The organism is Flavobacterium helocola (assembly GCF_038289885.1).
Classification (GTDB): Bacteria; Bacteroidota; Bacteroidia; order Flavobacteriales; family Flavobacteriaceae; genus Flavobacterium; species Flavobacterium cheniae.
The window spans coordinates 25543-45282 of sequence record NZ_JBBYHT010000001.1; the positions used below are offsets into that span (position 1 = coordinate 25543).

The 19740-nt window shown below is 33.2% G+C and carries 17 protein-coding genes; 9 read left to right on the forward strand and 8 right to left on the reverse strand.

Going from position 1 to position 19740, the window contains the following annotated elements:
* Positions 1-4: 4 nt before the first annotated feature.
* Positions 5-661 (forward strand): response regulator transcription factor, encoded by a 657-nt coding sequence (locus tag AAEO58_RS00135; RefSeq protein WP_341680949.1) that lies wholly within the window; start codon positions 5-7, stop codon positions 659-661.
* Between the two features lie 183 nt (positions 662-844).
* On the opposite strand, the gene AAEO58_RS00140 is transcribed toward AAEO58_RS00135, so the two are convergent.
* Positions 845-2761, reverse strand: a complete 1917-nt coding sequence (locus AAEO58_RS00140; RefSeq protein WP_341680950.1) for an ABC-F family ATP-binding cassette domain-containing protein — start codon at positions 2759-2761, stop codon at positions 845-847.
* 144 nt (positions 2762-2905) lie between these two features.
* Here AAEO58_RS00140 and AAEO58_RS00145 point away from each other — a divergent pair, with 144 nt between their 5' ends.
* The gene (locus AAEO58_RS00145) at positions 2906-3319 is read left to right on the forward strand and encodes a DUF983 domain-containing protein (protein WP_341680952.1); all 414 of its coding nucleotides are present in this window, start codon (positions 2906-2908) and stop codon (positions 3317-3319) included.
* 18 nt (positions 3320-3337) lie between these two features.
* Here AAEO58_RS00145 and AAEO58_RS00150 read toward each other — a convergent pair whose 3' ends face one another.
* The 7 genes from AAEO58_RS00150 to topA all read right to left on the reverse strand — a co-directional run bounded on the left by AAEO58_RS00150 (position 3338) and on the right by topA (position 12884).
* Entirely contained in the window at positions 3338-4390 is a 1053-nt protein-coding gene (locus AAEO58_RS00150; RefSeq protein ID WP_341680954.1) for an NAD(P)/FAD-dependent oxidoreductase, read from the reverse strand.
* Between the two features lie 65 nt (positions 4391-4455).
* Complete coding sequence (porN, locus tag AAEO58_RS00155; protein ID WP_162845054.1) at positions 4456-5376, reverse strand: type IX secretion system ring subunit PorN/GldN; 921 nt, start codon at positions 5374-5376, stop codon at positions 4456-4458.
* A 50-nt stretch (positions 5377-5426) separates the two neighbouring features.
* Positions 5427-6956: a type IX secretion system motor protein PorM/GldM gene (gene porM / locus AAEO58_RS00160; protein WP_341680956.1), complete on the reverse strand. Its 1530-nt coding sequence runs from the start codon at positions 6954-6956 to the stop codon at positions 5427-5429.
* Positions 6957-7007: 51 nt separating this feature from the next.
* A complete protein-coding gene (porL, locus tag AAEO58_RS00165) occupies positions 7008-7637 on the reverse strand; it encodes a type IX secretion system motor protein PorL/GldL (protein ID WP_133608104.1) in 630 nt (209 codons plus the stop codon).
* A 54-nt stretch (positions 7638-7691) separates the two neighbouring features.
* Positions 7692-9074, reverse strand: a complete 1383-nt coding sequence (gene porK, locus AAEO58_RS00170) for a T9SS ring complex lipoprotein PorK/GldK (RefSeq protein WP_341680958.1) — start codon at positions 9072-9074, stop codon at positions 7692-7694.
* Between the two features lie 156 nt (positions 9075-9230).
* The gene (locus tag AAEO58_RS00175; protein WP_341680960.1) at positions 9231-10379 is read right to left on the reverse strand and encodes a formimidoylglutamase; all 1149 of its coding nucleotides are present in this window, start codon (positions 10377-10379) and stop codon (positions 9231-9233) included.
* A gap of 3 nt (positions 10380-10382) precedes the next feature.
* Positions 10383-12884, reverse strand: a complete 2502-nt coding sequence (gene topA / locus AAEO58_RS00180) for a type I DNA topoisomerase (protein ID WP_341680962.1) — start codon at positions 12882-12884, stop codon at positions 10383-10385.
* A 266-nt stretch (positions 12885-13150) separates the two neighbouring features.
* Between topA and miaB the strand changes: the two genes are divergently transcribed.
* The 7 genes from miaB (at position 13151) to groL (ending at position 19723) form a co-directional block, all read left to right on the forward strand.
* Entirely contained in the window at positions 13151-14599 is a 1449-nt protein-coding gene (gene miaB, locus AAEO58_RS00185) for a tRNA (N6-isopentenyl adenosine(37)-C2)-methylthiotransferase MiaB (RefSeq protein WP_341680964.1), read from the forward strand.
* A 79-nt stretch (positions 14600-14678) separates the two neighbouring features.
* Positions 14679-15941, forward strand: coding sequence for a sigma-54 interaction domain-containing protein (locus AAEO58_RS00190; RefSeq protein WP_341680966.1), 1263 nt, complete (start codon positions 14679-14681; stop codon positions 15939-15941).
* The gene (locus AAEO58_RS00195; protein ID WP_133608116.1) at positions 15941-16444 is read left to right on the forward strand and encodes an LptE family protein; all 504 of its coding nucleotides are present in this window, start codon (positions 15941-15943) and stop codon (positions 16442-16444) included. The genes AAEO58_RS00190 and AAEO58_RS00195 overlap by 1 nt, the downstream gene beginning before the upstream one ends.
* Positions 16445-16458: 14 nt before the next feature.
* A complete protein-coding gene (locus AAEO58_RS00200) occupies positions 16459-17265 on the forward strand; it encodes a tetratricopeptide repeat protein (protein ID WP_341680970.1) in 807 nt (268 codons plus the stop codon).
* Positions 17265-17630: a preprotein translocase subunit SecG gene (secG, locus tag AAEO58_RS00205; protein WP_133608120.1), complete on the forward strand. Its 366-nt coding sequence runs from the start codon at positions 17265-17267 to the stop codon at positions 17628-17630. The genes AAEO58_RS00200 and secG overlap by 1 nt, the downstream gene beginning before the upstream one ends.
* Positions 17631-17768: 138 nt before the next feature.
* The gene (locus tag AAEO58_RS00210; RefSeq protein ID WP_008256449.1) at positions 17769-18044 is read left to right on the forward strand and encodes a co-chaperone GroES; all 276 of its coding nucleotides are present in this window, start codon (positions 17769-17771) and stop codon (positions 18042-18044) included.
* A 53-nt stretch (positions 18045-18097) separates the two neighbouring features.
* Positions 18098-19723: a chaperonin GroEL gene (gene groL / locus AAEO58_RS00215; protein ID WP_341680975.1), complete on the forward strand. Its 1626-nt coding sequence runs from the start codon at positions 18098-18100 to the stop codon at positions 19721-19723.
* Positions 19724-19740 lie beyond the last annotated feature (17 nt).

A 19740-nucleotide genomic window follows, 5' to 3' on the forward strand; every position in this document is an offset into this window, starting at 1 on the left:
AAAAATGCAAAAAATTATCAAAACGGTTATCGTAGACGACAATACGTTCCTAATAAAAGCTATTCAGGAAAAACTTTCTTTTTTTGATGAAATTCAGATAAAATTTACAGCTTTAGATGGTTCTGATTTACTGACTAAAATAAGTAACAATCATAATATCGATGTGATTTTAATGGATATCGATATGCCTATTCTAAACGGAATTGAAGCCACTGAAATCATAAAAAACAAATATCCACACATTAAAGTCATCATGTTAACTGTTTTTGATAATGATGAGAATATTTTTAATGCTATCAAAGCTGGAGCAGATGGTTATTTACTAAAAGAAGTAGAACCAAAAACCCTTTACGAAGGTATTATTGATACTTTAAACGGAGGCGCTGCCATGAATCCTTCCATTGCATTGAAAACTCTAAAATTACTTCGTAATCCAATTGATTTAGACAATAAAAAAGAAGAAGAAATCATTAAATTATCAGCTAGAGAAATCGATGTTTTAGAGCAACTTAGCAAAGGATTGAATTATATTAATATTGCCGAAAACTTATTTTTATCTCCAGCAACGGTCAGAAAACATATTGAAAATATTTACACAAAACTTCAAGTTCACAATAAGCTAGAAGCCGTTCAAAAAGCCAAGAAGAACAATCTTATTTAAAAAAATACGTTGTTTGACGTATTGGTTCTTGATTTTAATTATTACAATTTTACCACATTATAAAATTGACAAAATGAAGGGGACTGTTGGTACTTTCATAAGAAAAAACAAAATGACCATGATTATCATAATCATAGTCATTTTATTCTTGTTGCTTAACTGCTATAATATTTTGTATTGCAATTAACTATTTACCATTTCAATTTCTAACTGCACGTTTTCCCAATCTTCTAATAATTGTTCCAACTCTTTTTTCTTTTTTTCGTAAGCGGCAAAAAAAGTAGCATCTTCAATATGTTTGTCATAATTTGAAGCCAATGCTTTATCGTCTAATTGAATATCTTTTTCTAGTTGTTGAATTTGGCTTTCAATTTTACTCAATTTATTTTGCAATGCTTTAGCTTTCTTTTGGTCTTCGTAAGAAATGTTTTTAACTGCTTTATTTGTATTTGCATTCGAAACCACCTCTTTCTTTTCAATTTCACGCATATTCATGGCGTTTTTCTGTTCTAAGAAGAAATTGATATCGCCTAAATATTCTCTGATTTTCTGATCTTTAAATTCGTACACAATATTGGACATCCCTTGCAAGAAATCACGGTCGTGAGACACCAACAACAAAGTTCCTTCAAACTGCTTTAAAGCGGCTTTTAAAACGTTTTTAGACTTAATATCCAAGTGATTGGTTGGCTCATCCATTACCAAAACATTTATTGGTTGTAAAAGCAATTTACAAAGTGCCAAACGATTTCGTTCACCACCCGAAAGTACTTTTACTTTTTTCTCTACATCATCACCACGGAATAAAAACGAACCCAACATATCGCGAACTTTTGAACGGTTCGTATCAGTTGCTGCTTCTTCCATAGTTTGTAGCAGAGTAATTTCGCCATCTAAATATTCCGCTTGATTTTGAGCGAAATATCCCAATTGTACATTATGACCTAATTTAATAGAACCTTCGTACTCAAATTCGTTTACGATTGCTTTCATAAACGTTGATTTTCCTTGACCATTTTGACCAACGAAAGCCACTTTACTTCCTCGTTCTACTAAAAGCGAAATATCTTTTAAAATGGTTTTATCACCATAGGCTTTGGTAACATGTTCTGCTTCTACAACAACTCTACCTGGCGTTTGCGAAACAGGAAACGATATATTCATTACCGAATTGTCATCTTCATCGACTTCAATTCGTTCTACTTTATCTAATTTTTTAATCAAAGATTGCGCCATGGAAGCTTTTGATGCTTTGGCACGAAACTTTTCAATTAACTTTTCAGTCTCTTCAATTTTCTTAGCTTGATTTTTTTGCGTTGCCAATTGCTTTTCGCGAATTTCCTGACGTAACACTAAATATTCAGAATACGGTTTGTTGAAATCGTAAGCTTTACCTAATGAAATTTCAATGGTACGATTCGTAACATTATCCAAAAACATTTTATCGTGCGAAACGATTACAACTACGCCTGGGAAATTTCGTAAAAAACCTTCTAACCAAATGATACTTTCAATATCCAAGTGGTTTGTTGGCTCATCTAAAAGTAAAATATCGTTTGATTGCAATAATAATTTTGCCAATTCGATACGCATTCTCCATCCTCCTGAAAAAGTATCGGTTTGATTGTCGAAGTCTTCCCTTTTAAATCCAAGACCTAATAGAATTTTCTCAGTATCACCTACATAATTATAACCACCAAGAACTTCATAATGATGGGTTACATCACTCAATTCCTCAATCAAATCAGAATATTCTTGACTTTCATAATCGGTTCTCGTTACTAATTGGTGATTGATTTCATCGATTCGGAATTCGGCACGTTTAATTTCTTCAAAAGCTTGGTATGCTTCTTCTAAAACGGTTCTTCCTTTTACAAAATCGATATCCTGACGAAGAAATCCCATTTTCACTTCTTTCTCTGTCGCTATTTGACCAGAATCTGGAGCAAAATCTTTGGCTAAAATTTTCAACATGGTTGATTTTCCAGCACCATTTTTTCCGACAAGTCCAACTCTATCGCCAGAACCCAATCTAAAAGTTACTTCTTCAAAAAGATACGTTCCACCAAATGAAACCGATAAATTATGTATGTTTAGCATTTAATAAGTTTAACTGTTTAATTGTTTATGTGTTTAAAAGTTACTATCTAATAAACTCAAAATTCATCAAACAAATTGTTATATGTAATAATTGTTACACATCAGAAAGTTAGTTATTGTACCTTTGTGTAAAATATTTTGCAAATGTTAAAAAAAGGATCCAAATTAAATAGTATTTTAACAGGAAGTTGTCCAACTTGCAATGAAGAAAGCATGTATTTAGACAAAAATCCTTACAATGTTCTAAATGTGTACAAAATGCACGAAAATTGTAGCCATTGTGGAACCAAATATAAAATTGAGCCTTCATTTTTTTATGGTGCTATGTATGTGAGTTATGCCTTAGGAATTGCATTTGGTGTAGCGGCTTTTATCATCACCTATTTCTTTGTTGGAGAAAAGAATTTGGTAAACAATTTTATTGCTATTATTATTACTCTAGTTGTTTTTATGCCCGTAATCATGAGACTATCAAGAAACATATGGATTAATATGTTTATGAGTTACGACAAAGATTGGAAACAACATAAAGGCGAAAAGAAAGCTACACTTAGATAAACAAAAAACCGAAACAAATTAGTTTCGGTTTTTTTTATAACATCTTATAATATCAATTTCTTTTTCCAAAGGAATATCGTTTTCAATATGTTGAAATAATTGATTGGCTAAATATGGACCAAGCATTACGCCGCGCGTTCCTAAACCATTTAAAACATGCAGTTGTTTAAACTCAGGATGTGTTCCAACTAATGGTCTTCTGTCTTTAACTGTAGGTCGTACGCCACCAAAGTGTTCAACAATTTCAAAATCACAAGAAATAATTTCTTTTAACTTGTCAACCAATTCTTGTTTTCCTTGCTCAGTTGGAGTATTTGTTTTGTCTTTCCAATCGTAAGTAGCTCCTACTTTATACAAATCATTACCAATCGGAAGTATAAATACACTTGACTTTATCACAACATCTAAATCTAAATTTAGAGCTTTGATAATTAATAATTCTCCTTTTGTACCATCTAATGGCAAATCATTAAAATAAGGATTAGCGTGTAATCCAAAACCTTCAGCAAAGATGATGTGCTTGGCTTGTATGTTTTTATATTGGATACCATTATCTAAAAATTCAATTTCAGTATAATTGAAACCTTCATTTGAAAAACTATTTAGTGATTTTAAATAATTAGAATAGGCTTCAATCAAAGTTGAAATTTCTAAATAACCGGTATGATTCACTTTTCCATAGTGAAATGGAGATTGAATGCTTTCATAAGAACTTGTAACTAATTTAGCATCTAAAAAAGGAGCTAAATTTGGTTTATCAGCAGCTTGGAACCAATTGTTTTGTTCTTCAACTGAGTACAATTTACGAAGTATGGGTAATTCAAAATCGAAAACGACATTCAATTTGGATTGAATTTCATGGTATAAAGGAAAAGCAAAATCAATTTGTTCCTTTGCTTTCCATACTTCACTGAAACGCTTTAACACCACAGGATTATATAATCCTCCGGCAACACGTGATGAAGGTTGCGAATTATTATCAAAAACAAAAATTGATTTATTGTTTTGCAAAGCTATTTCCGCAAATGAAATTCCGGCTAAACCATTTCCAACGATTATAAAATCTATCATGGTGTAAAATTAAAAAACTCTTACCAATGGTAAGAGTTTTTTTAAATGAAATTGGAGAAATATTATTAATAATTCCACATATCTTGTTCGAAGTCACGAATCTTTTCTTTTACACGATCTGATTCTAACAATTGCATTTGAGAGTTTTCTTTCATGTAATCAGCAATTTTACGATCACCATAAACATTCTCTTCTAAATAAATCATACCATTAAAACGACGAGCGTTTAACAAATGATCAAAAGAAAAAGGCATTGCAGAATTTCTATTATTGAAAGCTTTTGCTTCATGTAATATATCTCTTGTTGAAGGGAAATAAACCCAAAACAAATCAATATATTCCAATTCAGCATCATTATTCTTCTTAGAGAAAACATCAGGAACTACTGGACAAATACCTAATAATCTGTATTTTAACTCACCTTGTCTTTTATCGAAATACCAATATCCAACAATACGATAAGCACTTACATCATAAGCTTCAATCTCAGTTTTTCTAATAAACTCCTCATCGATTTTCTTGGTACCTTTACGGTAAGCTTCCATATCCTCATTCATTTGTTCACGACCTACATCAGTAGTATCAACAGTATATAATGAAGACTCGATATCTTTTAAAGTTTTCTTAGTTGTGAAATAACTTGAGTCATAAACTTCAGTTATTTTACCTTCTTTAATTCCATTAATTAATACATTATAAAGAGGTCTTCTATCAGGTGAAGACATAACATCACCTTCAACTGGGAAATAAAGTGGAAAGTTTACTCTCTCATCAAGATCAACAAATTCCCAAATACGTTTTCCCATTAAGATATCTCTATCATGAACATAGCCGTAAGGCAACGGTTTATCATTGTCAGCACTTAATTCAGCTTCAGTTTTTTTCCCGATTTGATCAGGTGTCTTAGCATTTAATAAGTTTGACTGAGCAAAAGTAGTAGCACTTAAACCTAATACTAAAATTGCAATACTATTTCTCCAATTCATTTTATTCATTTTTTATTTGGTTTAAAAAGATAAACTCAAATTAATTTAAATTATTGTATTTCGTAAGTACAAATTGATACTTTCTTAGCCATTTGATCAATACCAGTAAAACTAGCTTTGATTTCAGAAATAACTACAACATCACCTTTTTGTGCTTTTGCAATTGCAGATCTAGCTCTAGAATCCATTCTATTACCACTTACTACAATTGTAGGTTGTCCAGGAACTTTAACGTTAAATTGAGTAACGTTTACTGTTACAGGGAAATCGAAATCTTCCATAACAGCAGTAATAGAACAAACTTCTAAGTTAGATTTTGGTCCTTTATTCTTTTCAGAACCACCAACTTTTCCAGTTGGAGCAGGTAAACCTTTAATTCTAAATACTTGAGAACTAGACATTGATTTACCGTCAGGCATTGTAGCATTTACGTTAATTTTAACTTCACTACCTGAACCTGGTTTTAACATGAATTTACCATCACCTACTTTAGACATTCCAGGAGCACTAGCATTTACTTTGTTAGAAGCAATACCAGGAACCGAAATAGAAATAGGGTTAGGAACTCCACGGTAAACAACATTCATTTTATCAGCAGAAATAATTGCTTGGTTAGGACGAGGTACAACAACGTACTTACCTTCGAATTTTAATGGAATTTCTTTTCCATCTTCTAAGAAACCAAATTCTCCAGAGATATTTTGTTCACCGATACCACCAGCTGTCATAGAGATAACTGCTTGACCGTTTTCAATTTTTCCAGGACCTTTGAATGATGTAGGTACTGTATTAGCATCATAACGACCTAAAACAACTTTACCTGTAACTTGCTCACCAGCGAAATATGCATTTTTATCTAATACAACAATTGCTTGGAAGTTTTTCATAGATGCAGCAGATTGTAATGCATTACCTAAGAATAAATTGTAAGCTCCAGCTTCAGTATTTTTAACGTCATTTTGCATAGCAGTAATGAATGTTAATGTAGATACTGCAGGGAAACCTTTAGTTTTATAATCTAAAAACTTTTGTTTTACACCTTCTCTGTTTGTGATATCAGCAGTTGAGAATTTTTTCTCAATTTCTTTGATAAAAGGAATATACTTTACGTCATTACCTAATACTTTTTTAACATCAGCAACATACTTGTCAATTTTAGAAACAATTTCTGTTCCTCTTGGGCTATATCCATCACCAGCAAACCATTTTTCGTCGATAGTAGACTTGTCCATAGATTCGAAAGGTAATTTACCAGTTTCATCTGGCTCAATACCTTCAGTAACTTCAGCTTTAACCGTCTCTAAGAAAGCAACAAAATCTTTAGAGATTTTTGCAACTTCTTTAGCTTTTCTAGATGGTTCAGCATATTTAGCTGGCTCATCAGTTGCTTTAGTATCTAATGCAGATAATAAAGTAGCGTTAGATTGCTCAGTTAATTTATTAGATTCTGAAAACTTGTCATTAAAATTACCAAAAGCTGTTAATACTTCTTTTGACATGTTTAATGCCAACATTGCGATGAAAACCAAGTACATTAGGTTAATCATCTTCTGTCTAGGGGTTAATTTTCCTCCTGCCATTTTTTCTTTAAATTAGTTTTAATTAATAATTCTTTAATTTGATAAAACTAATTATCTGTTACTCATAGCAGTAAGCATACCTCCGTAAACAGCATTTAAAGATGCAATGTTTGAAGTCATTGATTGCATTTGCTCTTTTAATTTAGCTGCGTTATCAGCAATTTCTTGATTTGCAGTAGCATTTCTAGAAGCGCTATCTAATTGTAATTTGTATAAGTTATTTAAAGCTTCCATTTGAGCTGCAGCTGTAGACATTTCTTCAGCATATTTCTTTTGACCAGCCATTGCATCAACAGTTGGAGAAATTGATTTAGCAGCACCTTCGAAATTTTTAATACTGTTTCCTAAGCTTGCCATTAATTCTCCATCAATTTTAGCTTCTTTCAACATATTATCTAATTTTTGAGATAATAAACCTTGAGCGTCAGCTGGATTTTCTTTTTTATCTTTTGCTTTAGCTTCACCACCAGCTAATTCAGGGTATACTAAAGACCAATCTAATTCATGTTCTACTGGTTCAAATGCTGATAATGCGAAAATTAATGCTTCAGTTAATAAACCGATTACAAGCATTGGTCCTGCACCTGGCCAGTGCATTAATTTGAATAATGCTCCAACGATTACTACTGCCGCTCCCATTCCGTAAAGGAATCCCATCATTTTTTTGCTTAATAATGCCATAATAAATAAATTTTTAGTTAGTTAAGTTAATTATATAATAAAATTGGTTAAATACTATTTAGGACTGTTTCCTGTTGATGCTGTACCCATGTAATCTTGTACAGTTCTGAATCCGATGTAACTTCTTGCAGAATCAGCGTATTCATAATCACGAGTAGAAACTTGACAGAAGTAAGCAACATCTTTCCAAGAACCACCACGAACAACTTTTCTTTGGTTTTTCTTATCAGCAACATGTGGATTCATTGTAGAAACAAACTCATAAGCTTCAGCATAGTAAGAAGACTCTGTCCACTCTGAAACGTTACCCGCCATGTTATATAAGTTAAAATCATTTGGCTCGTATGATTTAGCTTCAACAGTGTACAAAGCACCATCAGCAGCATAATCTCCACGATTTGGTTTGAAGTTAGCCATAAAACAACCTCTGTCATTTTTAGCATAAGGACCTCCCCAAGGGTAAGTAGCACCTTCAATTCCGCCTCTAGCAGCATATTCCCATTCTGCTTCTGTAGGTAAACGGAATGAGTTTACTTGATCTCTTCCTTTTTTCTTTTTAATAAATGCATTTTTATACATTGTTCTCCAAGCACAAAATGCTTTTGCTTGATTCCAAGAAACACCTACTACAGGATATTCTCCGTAAGCTTGATGCCAGAAATAATCATTATGCATTGGCTCATTATAAGAATAAGCAAAATCTTTTATCCAAGCAGTTGTATCTGGGTAAATTTCAATAGGCGGCGCATCTTCGTAGAAATTTTTACGACCTTTTTTCTTAACAGCTTTATTTAAGTCTACTTGATTGTATTTGAATTTTAACTTAGAAGCATCAATAGTTTTTAAACCATTGTATGATTCAGACTCAGGTAAGTACATTGAGTCCATAACTTCCACATAAAATTCATCTGGATATTTACTAGGTTCTTTGATAACCTTTATTTTTTTATTTAATTTTCTTCCAGCATAAATATCATCATCAGTTCCTACACTGTAATAATTTTCATACATATACTTGTCGTATGGAGTCATTTTCGCAGGATCAACGTCTGCAAAGGCAAAATCACCAATGCTTCCACCTTTTCCTCCACCAGTACCAGGCTTTTGACCTTGTTCATCTGCAAGAATAGCTAGACGAGTTCTGATAGTTGAATCTTTCACCCATTCAACAAACTGACGGTACTCGCTGTTGGTAATTTCCGTTTCATCCATATAGAATGAACGAACCGTAACTGTCTTAGTAGGCGCGTCTTGAATGTTAGCTAAATCATCATCGGCTTTACCCATAATAAAAGCTCCTCCAGGGATTAACGTCATTCCGTAAGGTTTCTCGGGATGCCATTTCCTCCCTTTAACTCCTACTAATTCTCCTTTATCGCCTTTACCACAACTGATAAATAATGACAAAATTGCTGAAAATGCAACAAACTTCTTCATATAAACTTGGGTTAAATGTAATTTCTATTTAAGGGCGTAAACCTATTCAATAATTTTGAAAAAAACAACATTTTTTTAAAAAACGTGCAAAAAATATTGAATTTTGGCATTACACCTGCGTTAACATTGCTTTAACACTTTGAAAAATAACAACTTTTACAAAATATTCCTTCTTTGGGCTTTCCACCATCTTTCTGGAATTTCCTGCTCGCAAGCTGCTAAATAATCTTCATGTGTGCAAGGTAATAACGTATTTCTTTTTAATTTATTATTAACATTTGTTAAAAATGGTATTTCTATCCACCATCTTTCGGTTTTATTACTCTTATAAAAGATTAATTCTTCATCTTCTATTGGAACAATATACTTAATGTAATGCTCTTTTGTTCCAAATGGATACTCATTTGAGCGAAAACAAAAACCTTCAATAAAATACCACAGCATCTGAGCTGTTAAAACAACTTCGTGACCATTTGGATTAAAATTAAAAATTCCAAACGAAGTCACTTTATCACTAATTCCAGCATATCGTGTCAAAGCACATATTTCTTTCCCAGTAAACCCATTTGGATTAAACTCTTCAAAATTACCAGAATAAGAAGATTGCACTGAATTCATATCGATACTCACTAAATCAGCATCTCTAAAAACAGGTTCTGCAACCGCTATATTATTTGAAACTTCACCTAAACGATAAGCTTCAAAGTATAATTTTTCAATTAAATCTATTTCTTCTTGCGAATTAAAATATGTTTGAAAACCTAAGTTGCTGAAATTAAATAGATTATTCGGTTCTTCAACTATTATTTTTGATAAATAAGCATCCTTATCTAATTTATTTTCTTTTGAAAAGTCAAATTGGTTATCTACCGAAACTAAATTCACCATCTGATCTAAATTATCATAAGCTCGATACATTGGATAAGTCAAATCCTGAGTTCCGCCAATAACAACTGGAATAATTTGTTTCTTGATTAGCTCTGTCATCAAACTTTTTACCACAAAATAAGTGTCTTCAATGCTGGCTCCTGCCTCAATAGTTCCTAAATCTACAATTGAAGTATTCCAATTCCCTGGAAACATTCCATAGAATTTTTTTCTAAAAGCATCAAAAGAATAATCCTCATTTTCTTTATCATTACCTCTATGTTCATTAACCGTAAAAATAGCAATAGAAACACCTTCTAAAACAGGAAAATCGGTTTGTGTATGAAATACTACTTTTTTACCCAATGATTGACTGGATAAGGTTTGAAGATAGTTTTCAAAAGATTCGCTTATCGGTTGTAGAAAATCGAATACCATTTACTATTTCTTTTTTGCTGTTGTTTTTTTTGCAGGTGCTTTTTTAGTCGCAGTCTTTTTAGCTGGAGCTTTCTTTTCAATCATTTCCTGAACTTGCGCTAATGTTAATTTTGCAGCATCAACATCTTTGCTTAATTCAATTTTGATTTTTCCTTTTGTAATTACCGAACGACCCCAACGTGCTTTTTCTACTTTAATCCCTTCTTCTTTCCAATCGTGAAGTACTTTATCAATATCTTTTTGTTGTTTTTCTTCGATTAACTCATTCAAATCTGACTGAGATAAATTATCAAAATTATATTTTTTATTTACATTGATAAACATTCCGTTCCATTTGATAAATGGCCCAAAACGACCAACACCTTTTTGAATTGGTAAATTATCATAAGTTCCAATTGGCGCATCAGCTTGCACTTTTTCATCAATTAAACCTTGAGCCGTTTCCATGGTTACATCCATTGGATCAACGCCTTTTGGCAATGAAATAAATTGGGTTCCAAATTTAACATAAGGTCCAAAGCGACCATTATTTACTTCAATTTCTTCTCCTTTGTATGTTCCTAATTGTTTTGGAAGTAAGAATAAATTCAATACTTCTTCCAACGTGATGTTTCCAATATTTTGATCTTGACGTAAACTTGCAAATTGCTTGTTTTCTTCATCAATATCGCCAATCTGAGCCATTGCTCCATATTTTCCTAAACGAACTGAAACTTGTTTGCCTGAAACAGGATGCACTCCTAAAATACGTTCACCGCTTTCTCTATCCGCATTTTTTTCAACATCAACTACATTTGGATGGAAATGCTTATAAAAATCGTTCATCATTTTAGCCCAATCCACTTTCCCTTCTGCAATTTCATCAAAATCTTGTTCCACTTTCGCAGTGAAGTTATAATCTAAAATAGTTCCAAAGTTTTTTACTAAGAAATCATTTACAATAATTCCGATATCAGTTGGAACTAATTTTCCTTTGTCTGAACCTACATTTTCGGTTAAAACTTGCGCTTTTACTTCGCTATTTTTTAAAACTATTTGCGTGTATTTTCTTTCTTGACCTTCAAAACTTCCTTTTTCAACATAGGTTCTAGCAATAATCGTAGAAATAGTTGGTGCATAAGTGGATGGACGACCGATTCCTAATTCTTCTAACTTCTTCACCAAAGATGCCTCTGTGTAACGACTTGGCGGACGCGAAAAACGTTCCGTAGCCGTGATGTAATTATTTATAAGCTTTTCATTAACTTTTAAAGCAGGCAACATTCCTTCTTGTTCTTCATCATCGTCATCGTTTCCTTCTAAATACACTTTTAAGAAACCTTCAAATTTGATAACTTCTCCAGTTGCTGTAAAGGTTTCTGAATGATTACTCGCTTCGATTTTTACGTTGGTTCTTTCTAATTCGGCATCGCTCATTTGAGAAGCTAACGTTCTTTTCCAAATTAAATCATACAAACGCGATTGGTCTCTATCAATATCAACTGTGTGACGCGACATATCCGTTGGACGGATTGCCTCGTGTGCTTCTTGTGCTCCTTTTGATTTGGTATTAAAATTTCTTGGTTTCGAAAATTCCTTTCCGTAGTAACTTGTAATTTCAGCTTGAGCTGCTGCCATTGCTTCTTGCGATAAGTTTACACTATCCGTTCTCATATAAGTTATAAGTCCGGCTTCGTACAAACGTTGTGCAATTTGCATGGTAATTCCAACAGGCAAATACAATTTTCTCGCTGCTTCTTGTTGCAACGTAGAAGTTGTAAAAGGCGCTGCTGGTGATTTTTTTGTTGGTTTGGTTTCTAAATCTCCTACTTTGTAAGATGAACCTATATTTTTAGTTAAGAAATCTTCTGCTTCTTTTTTAGTAGCGAAGTTCTTTGGTAATTTTGCTTTAAATGTTTTTCCAGCTTCATTTGTAAATTCTGCTGTAATGCTATACGATGCTTCTGGGTTGAAATTTTGAATTTCTCTTTCGCGTTCTACAATCAAACGAACAGAAACCGATTGTACACGACCAGCCGATAATCCTCCTTTAACTTTTTTCCAAAGTACAGGAGATAATTCGTAACCTACTAATCTGTCTAAAACTCTACGCGCTTGTTGTGCGTTTACTAAGTTGTAATCAATTCCTCTCGGATTTTCGATTGCTTTTTGAATAGCCGTTTTCGTAATTTCGTGAAAAACGATACGTTTTGTTTTTTCAGGCTTTAAATTTAATTCTTCAGATAAGTGCCAAGAAATTGCTTCTCCCTCACGGTCCTCATCGGAAGCTAACCAAACCATTTCGGCATTTTTAGCTAATCCTTTTAATTTGGTCACTAATGCTTTTTTATCGGCAGAAACTTCATATTTCGGTTTAAAACCATTTTCTACATCTACACCAATTTCTCTCGAAGGCAAGTCGGCAATATGGCCGTAACTCGACTCTACTTGATACTCACTTCCCAGAAATTTCTCGATGGTTTTTGCCTTAGCTGGTGACTCAACGATTACTAAATTCTTTGCCATTTCACATTTTTTTGAATCGCAAAAGTATAGGTTTTTTTTAAATTTTAACATCCCGAGTATTTTTTTACCTACAATTAACCAAAATATAGGTCAAATTGCTCCTATATATATAGGTGTAAAAACCACGAAAAACGGCTACTTAGAATTAGAACAAAAAATAATTTAAAAATTTCATGTTAAACCTTTTCTGCCATCTTGTCAGATTTTATAATTTAGTATTATCTTTGCAATCCGATTATTCGGATTGATTTAAAGGAAATCTTTATATGGAAAAGGAAATTGACGAGAAAAAACAAGGTCAGAGTTTAGTGCTTGACCAAAAAGAAGGAAATACAAAAAAACTTTTTATAGAGAGTTATGGTTGCCAAATGAATTTTTCGGACAGCGAAATTGTGGCGTCTATTCTTTATGAAAACGGATATAATACAACTCAAAACTTAGAAGATGCCGATTTAGTTTTGGTTAACACTTGTTCTATTCGCGATAAAGCGGAACAAACGATTCGTAAACGTTTAGAAAAATACAACGCTGTAAAGAAAATCAATCCAACCATGAAAGTTGGGGTTTTAGGTTGTATGGCGGAACGTTTGAAAAGTCAGTTTTTAGAGGAAGAAAAAATTGTAGACATGGTGGTTGGACCCGATGCTTACAAAGATTTACCAAATTTATTAGCAGAAGTTGAAGAAGGAAGAGATGCCATCAACGTAATTCTTTCAAAAGAAGAAACGTATGGCGATATTTCTCCTGTTCGTTTAAATAGTAATGGCGTTAATGCTTTCGTTTCAATTACAAGAGGTTGCGATAACATGTGTACGTTTTGCGTTGTTCCTTTTACACGTGGCCGTGAGCGTAGTCGTGAACCACAAAGTATTATTGACGAAATTCAAGATTTATACGATAGAGGTTTCAAAGAAGTAACCTTGTTAGGACAAAATGTAGACAGTTACCTTTGGTATGGTGGTGGTTTGAAAAAAGACTACGACAAAGCCACTGAAATGCAAAAAGCTACGGCTATGGATTTTGCGCAATTGTTAGACAAATGTGCGATGTTGTTTCCAAAAATGCGTTTTAGATTTTCGACTTCGAATCCGCAAGATATGCATGAAGAAGTATTGCACGTTATTGCAAAACATCATAATATCTGCAACTACATTCACTTACCGGTTCAAAGTGGAAGCACTAGAATTCTAAAAGAAATGAATCGTCAACACACGCGTGAAGAATACATGGTGTTGATTGATAAAATATATTCAATTATTCCAGATATTTCATTGTCTCAAGATATGATTGCTGGTTTCCCAACAGAAACAGAAGAAGATCATCAAGATACTCTGAGTTTGATGGAATATGTAAAATATGATTTCGGATTTATGTTTGCGTATTCAGAACGTCCTGGAACTTTAGCTGCCAGAAAAATGGAAGACGACGTACCAGAAGAAGTCAAAAAACGTAGGTTAACCGAAATTGTAGATTTGCAACAAAAACACGGATTAGAAAGAACGCAACGTTTTATTGGACAAGAAGTAGAAGTATTGATTGAAAAAGAATCTAAACGTTCTGATGCGCATTGGAGTGGAAGAAATTCTCAAAATACAGTAGTGGTTTTCCCAAAAGAAAATTACAAAGTAGGCGAATTCGTAATGGTAAAAATCACAGACTGTACAGCCGCAACTTTAATTGGAGAAGCGGTTGGTTATTCTGAAATAATGAATTAATTTTTTTGTTTCAAGTTTCAAGTTTAAAAGTTCCAAGTTAACTTTCTAAACCTGAAACCTGAAACCTGAAACAAACTATATGGAATCAGTACAAGCTATAAAACAACGATTTGAAATTATTGGGAACGACCCAAAACTCAATCGTGCCGTGGAGAAAGCCATTCAGGTAGCTCCAACGGATATTTCGGTATTGGTAACAGGTGAAAGTGGTGTTGGAAAAGAAAGTATTCCAAAAATTATTCACTCGCTTTCGCACAGAAAACATGGGAAATATATTGCAGTAAACTGTGGTGCAATTCCTGAAGGAACGATTGACAGTGAACTTTTTGGTCACGAAAAAGGTTCGTTTACTGGAGCAACCAACACACGTGAAGGTTACTTTGAAGTAGCCGATGGCGGAACTATATTTTTAGATGAAGTTGGTGAATTACCTTTAACCACTCAAGTGCGTTTATTACGTGTTTTAGAAAATGGTGAATTCATCAAAGTGGGTTCTTCACAAGTGCAAAAAACAAATGTTCGTATTGTAGCTGCTACCAACGTAAACATGTTTGATGCCATTGAAAAAGGAAAGTTTCGTGAAGATTTATTTTATCGTTTGAGCACGGTAGACATTATGTTGCCACCACTTCGCGAACGTAAAGATGACATTCATTTGTTATTTAGAAAATTTGCTGCTGATTTTGCGCATAAATACAAAATGCCTCCTATAAAATTAGATGACGACGCCATTCAATTGTTGATTAAATACAGATGGAGTGGAAATATTCGTCAGTTACGAAATGTTGCTGAGCAAATCTCTGTTTTAGAAACGAAGCGCGAGATTTCTTTGCAAACGCTTCACTCCTATTTACCACAGGAAAATGCAAATTTACCTTCGGTAATTGGAACTAAAAAATCGGAAAGTGATTTTAGTAACGAAAGAGAAATTTTGTACAAAGTTCTTTTTGATATGAAAAGTGATTTGAACGATTTGAAAAAGCTCACTCTAGAATTAATGCAGAACGGAAGTTCAAAAGTACAAGAAGCGAATAAAGGATTAATTCAGAAAATTTACGGTAAACCCGAAGAAAATGCTATTTTTGAAGAAGAACCAAGAGTGGAAATGCTTCCGAATCAAAATAATCTGATGCAAGAAGAATTTGAAGACGAAGACGATGATCAAAATTATTTATTTGCAGAAACCGTTGATGAAGAAGAAACATTGAGTTTAGAAGCGAAAGAAATTGAATTAATCAAAAAATCGTTAGAACGCAATAAAGGGAAAAGAAAAGCTGCGGCTGATGAATTAGGCATTTCAGAACGAACACTTTATAGAAAAATCAAACAATACGATTTATAATGAGATATTTAATAATTGTTTTTAGCATCACTATTTCACTACTTGTAAACAGTTGTGGAGTTTATAATTTTACAGGTGCAAAGCCCGTAGATGCTAAAACATTTCAAGTAAATTACTTTCAAAACAATGCACCTTTAGTGGAGCCTGGAATTGAAAGAACCTTTACGATTGAACTTCAAGAGATAATACAAAATCAAACAAATCTAAATTTAGTTTCTCAAGGTGGCGAATTACTATACGAAGGTGAAATTGTAGATTACCGCATTACGCCAATGACTGCAACTGCAGATCAAAGAGCAGCACAAAACAGATTGACTATTTCTGTAAACGTAAGATTTAGCAATAGAAATAAAGAAGACGATAATTTTGAAAAACGTTTTTCATTCTTCTATGATTTTGATGCCAATCAGCAATTAGTAGGTTCGCAATTAACAACGGCATTAGACGTAATTTTCGAGAGAATCACGCAAGATATTTTCAACGAATCATTAGCCAAATGGTAATTAATTTGTAAATTTTGAACATATCCGATTTAACATATCTTTTAAATAAGCCTGAAACCATTAACGAAAAGCAAACCATTGCTTTAGAGAATGTAGTTTTACAGTTTCCGTATTTTCAGTCGGCTCGCGCTCTACATTTAAAAGGATTGTTCAATCAGGAAAGTTTTAGATACAATTACGAATTAAAAAAAACAGCTGCTTACACTACTGATAGAACGATTTTATTTGAATTTATAACTTCGGATAATTTTACTGCAATCCAACAAGAGAAGATTGATGAAATTCAAAGATCTTTAATGGATATTGAAGTACATCACATGGAAGAAGTAATTGTACTACCTCAAATAGAAACTATTGCTATTGAAGAAGAAAAAGTTGAACTTGAAGTAATAGAAAAAACTTCAGAGGAAAAATTAGAAATTGGCAAACCGATACCATTTACACCATCTGAAAGACATTCCTTTCAAGAATGGTTACAATTGACAAAATTCAGTCCAATTGAGCGTGAAATCGAAGAAAAAAATACTCAAAACGACCCTGAAAAGCAAAAAAAATTAGATATAATCGATAAATTTATTGAAGCCAATCCAAAAATTGCTCCAGTAAAAGAAACGACCAAACCACCTGCAAATATTAGCAAAAGTACTGAAGAGCCTACACACTTAATGACTGAAACATTAGCCAAAGTGTATTTGGAACAAAAAAAATATACAAAAGCGATACAAGCTTATGAAATATTAATTTTGAAATATCCAGAAAAAAGTAGTTTCTTTGCAGACCGAATAAACGAAATCAAAAATTTACAACAAAATAATAATTAATTATGGGATTCACAGGTTTTTTAATTGCGATAACAATTGTTTGTTTTTTATTAATCTTAGCTATTATGGTTCAAAACCCTAAAGGTGGAGGTTTATCTTCTTCATTTGGTGGTTCCCAACAATTAGGTGGAGTTCAAAAAACAACAGACTTTTTAGATAAAAGTACTTGGACGTTAGGAGGAATTTTAATTGCATTAATTTTACTTTCTAGTTTAAGTTTTAATGGAGCTGCATCTGGTTCTAAAGTATTAGGTGAAGATGAAACAACTGTTCCTACTACAACAGTTCCTACAACTCCAGAAGCTACTAAACAAGCTGCTCCTGCTGCTACACCAGCGCCAGTTGCAACTGATTCTGCAAAATAAGAATTGACAATATATATAAAATGCCAGCATGTCAGTGCTGGCATTTTTTTTACCGAAAAATTGTCAGAAAATCGCTTTGGCACAATTTCTGAAAAACAACAAGCAACAAATTAATTTTAATAAATAAAACATACAACCATGTCCTTAAACATTAAACCTATTTCAGATCGTGTAGTAATTGCTCCTTTGGCAGCAGAAACTACAACAGCTTCAGGAATTATCATTCCAGACACTGCAAAAGAAAAACCACAAAAAGGTACTGTAGTAGCCGTGGGAAATGGCAAAAAAGACTATACTATGACTGTTAAAGTTGGAGATACAGTTTTATACGGAAAATATTCAGGAACAGAATTCAAATATGAAGGTAAAGATTACCTGATTATGAGAGAAGATGAAATTTATGCTATTCTTTAATCTTAGATTAAATAACAACATTTTAACGTTAAACATTCAAACAAAAAAATAAAATGGCAAAAGATATAAAATTCGATATTGAAGCTCGCGACGGTTTAAAACGTGGCGTTGATGCATTAGCAAATGCAGTAAAAGTAACTTTAGGACCTAAAGGAAGAAATGTAATTATTTCAAAATCATTTGGCGGACCAACGGTAACTAAAGACGGTGTTTCTGTTGCAAAAGAAATCGAATTACAAGACCCATTAGAAAATATGGGAGCTCAAATGGTTAAAGAAGTAGCTTCAAAAACTAATGATTTAGCGGGAGACGGAACAACAACTGCTACGGTTTTAGCACAAGCTATCGTAAAAGAAGGTTTGAAAAACGTTGCTGCTGGAGCAAATCCGATGGATTTAAAAAGAGGAATTGACAAAGCAGTTGAAACTATTGTAGCAGAATTAAGCAAACAATCAGTAGCTGTGGGTGATTCATCAGAAAAAATCAAACAAGTAGCTTCTATTTCGGCTAACAATGATGAAACTATTGGTGATTTAATCGCGGTAGCTTTTTCAAAAGTTGGAAAAGAAGGCGTTATCACTGTTGAAGAAGCAAAAGGAACGGATACTTATGTAGATGTTGTAGAAGGAATGCAGTTTGATAGAGGGTATTTATCTCCTTACTTTGTAACTGATGCTGATAAAATGGTTGCCGAATTAAGCAATCCATACGTTTTATTATACGATAAGAAAATATCAAATTTACAAGAATTGTTACCGGTTTTAGAACCAGTAGCACAATCTGGAAGACCATTGTTAATCATTGCTGAAGATGTTGACGGACAAGCGTTAGCAACTTTAGTAGTTAATAAATTACGTGGTGGTTTAAAAATTGCTGCTGTAAAAGCCCCAGGTTTTGGAGACAGAAGAAAAGCTATGTTAGAAGACATCGCTATCTTAACTGGAGGAACTGTAATTGCTGAAGAAAGTGGGTATTCATTAGAAAATACAACTTTAGACATGCTTGGAACAGCAGAAAACATTACGATTGATAAAGATAATACTACAATTGTAAACGGTTCTGGAGATGCTGAAAATATCAAAGCTAGAGTCAACCAAATTAAATCACAAATTGAAACAACTACTTCAGATTACGATAGAGAAAAACTACAAGAGCGTTTAGCTAAATTAGCTGGTGGTGTTGCTGTTTTATATGTTGGTGCGGCTTCTGAAGTAGAAATGAAAGAGAAAAAAGACCGTGTTGACGATGCTTTACACGCAACTCGTGCAGCAGTTGAAGAAGGAATTGTTGCTGGTGGTGGTGTTGCTTTAGTAAGAGCAAAAGCTGCATTAGCAAACTTAAAAGCTGAAAACGCAGACGAAGCAACCGGAATTCAAATCATCAATAAAGCAGTTGAATCTCCTTTGAGAACTATTGTTGAAAATGCTGGTGGTGAAGGTTCTGTAGTAATTGCAAAAGTTACCGAAGGTAAAGACGATTTCGGATTCAATGCAAAAACAGGAGAATATGTTCAAATGTTAGCTGCTGGAATTATTGATCCTAAAAAAGTAACACGTGTAGCTTTAGAAAATGCAGCTTCTGTAGCTGGAATGATTTTAACTACTGAATGTGCTTTAATAGACATCAAAGAAGAATCATCAAGTATGCCAATGGGCGGAGGAATGCCAGGCATGATGTAATTCGAAGTAAAAAGTAC

Coding starts and splice junctions, on each gene's coding strand:
- AAEO58_RS00135 (WP_341680949.1), top strand. CDS start 5: ATGCAAAAAATTATCAAAACGGTTATCGTAGACGACAATACGTTCCTA.
- AAEO58_RS00140 (WP_341680950.1), bottom strand. CDS start 2,761: ATGCTAAACATACATAATTTATCGGTTTCATTTGGTGGAACGTATCTT.
- AAEO58_RS00145 (WP_341680952.1), top strand. CDS start 2,906: ATGTTAAAAAAAGGATCCAAATTAAATAGTATTTTAACAGGAAGTTGT.
- AAEO58_RS00150 (WP_341680954.1), bottom strand. CDS start 4,390: ATGATAGATTTTATAATCGTTGGAAATGGTTTAGCCGGAATTTCATTT.
- porN (WP_162845054.1), bottom strand. CDS start 5,376: ATGAATTGGAGAAATAGTATTGCAATTTTAGTATTAGGTTTAAGTGCT.
- porM (WP_341680956.1), bottom strand. CDS start 6,956: ATGGCAGGAGGAAAATTAACCCCTAGACAGAAGATGATTAACCTAATG.
- porL (WP_133608104.1), bottom strand. CDS start 7,637: ATGGCATTATTAAGCAAAAAAATGATGGGATTCCTTTACGGAATGGGA.
- porK (WP_341680958.1), bottom strand. CDS start 9,074: ATGAAGAAGTTTGTTGCATTTTCAGCAATTTTGTCATTATTTATCAGT.
- AAEO58_RS00175 (WP_341680960.1), bottom strand. CDS start 10,379: ATGGTATTCGATTTTCTACAACCGATAAGCGAATCTTTTGAAAACTAT.
- topA (WP_341680962.1), bottom strand. CDS start 12,884: ATGGCAAAGAATTTAGTAATCGTTGAGTCACCAGCTAAGGCAAAAACC.
- miaB (WP_341680964.1), top strand. CDS start 13,151: ATGGAAAAGGAAATTGACGAGAAAAAACAAGGTCAGAGTTTAGTGCTT.
- AAEO58_RS00190 (WP_341680966.1), top strand. CDS start 14,679: ATGGAATCAGTACAAGCTATAAAACAACGATTTGAAATTATTGGGAAC.
- AAEO58_RS00195 (WP_133608116.1), top strand. CDS start 15,941: ATGAGATATTTAATAATTGTTTTTAGCATCACTATTTCACTACTTGTA.
- AAEO58_RS00210 (WP_008256449.1), top strand. CDS start 17,769: ATGTCCTTAAACATTAAACCTATTTCAGATCGTGTAGTAATTGCTCCT.
- groL (WP_341680975.1), top strand. CDS start 18,098: ATGGCAAAAGATATAAAATTCGATATTGAAGCTCGCGACGGTTTAAAA.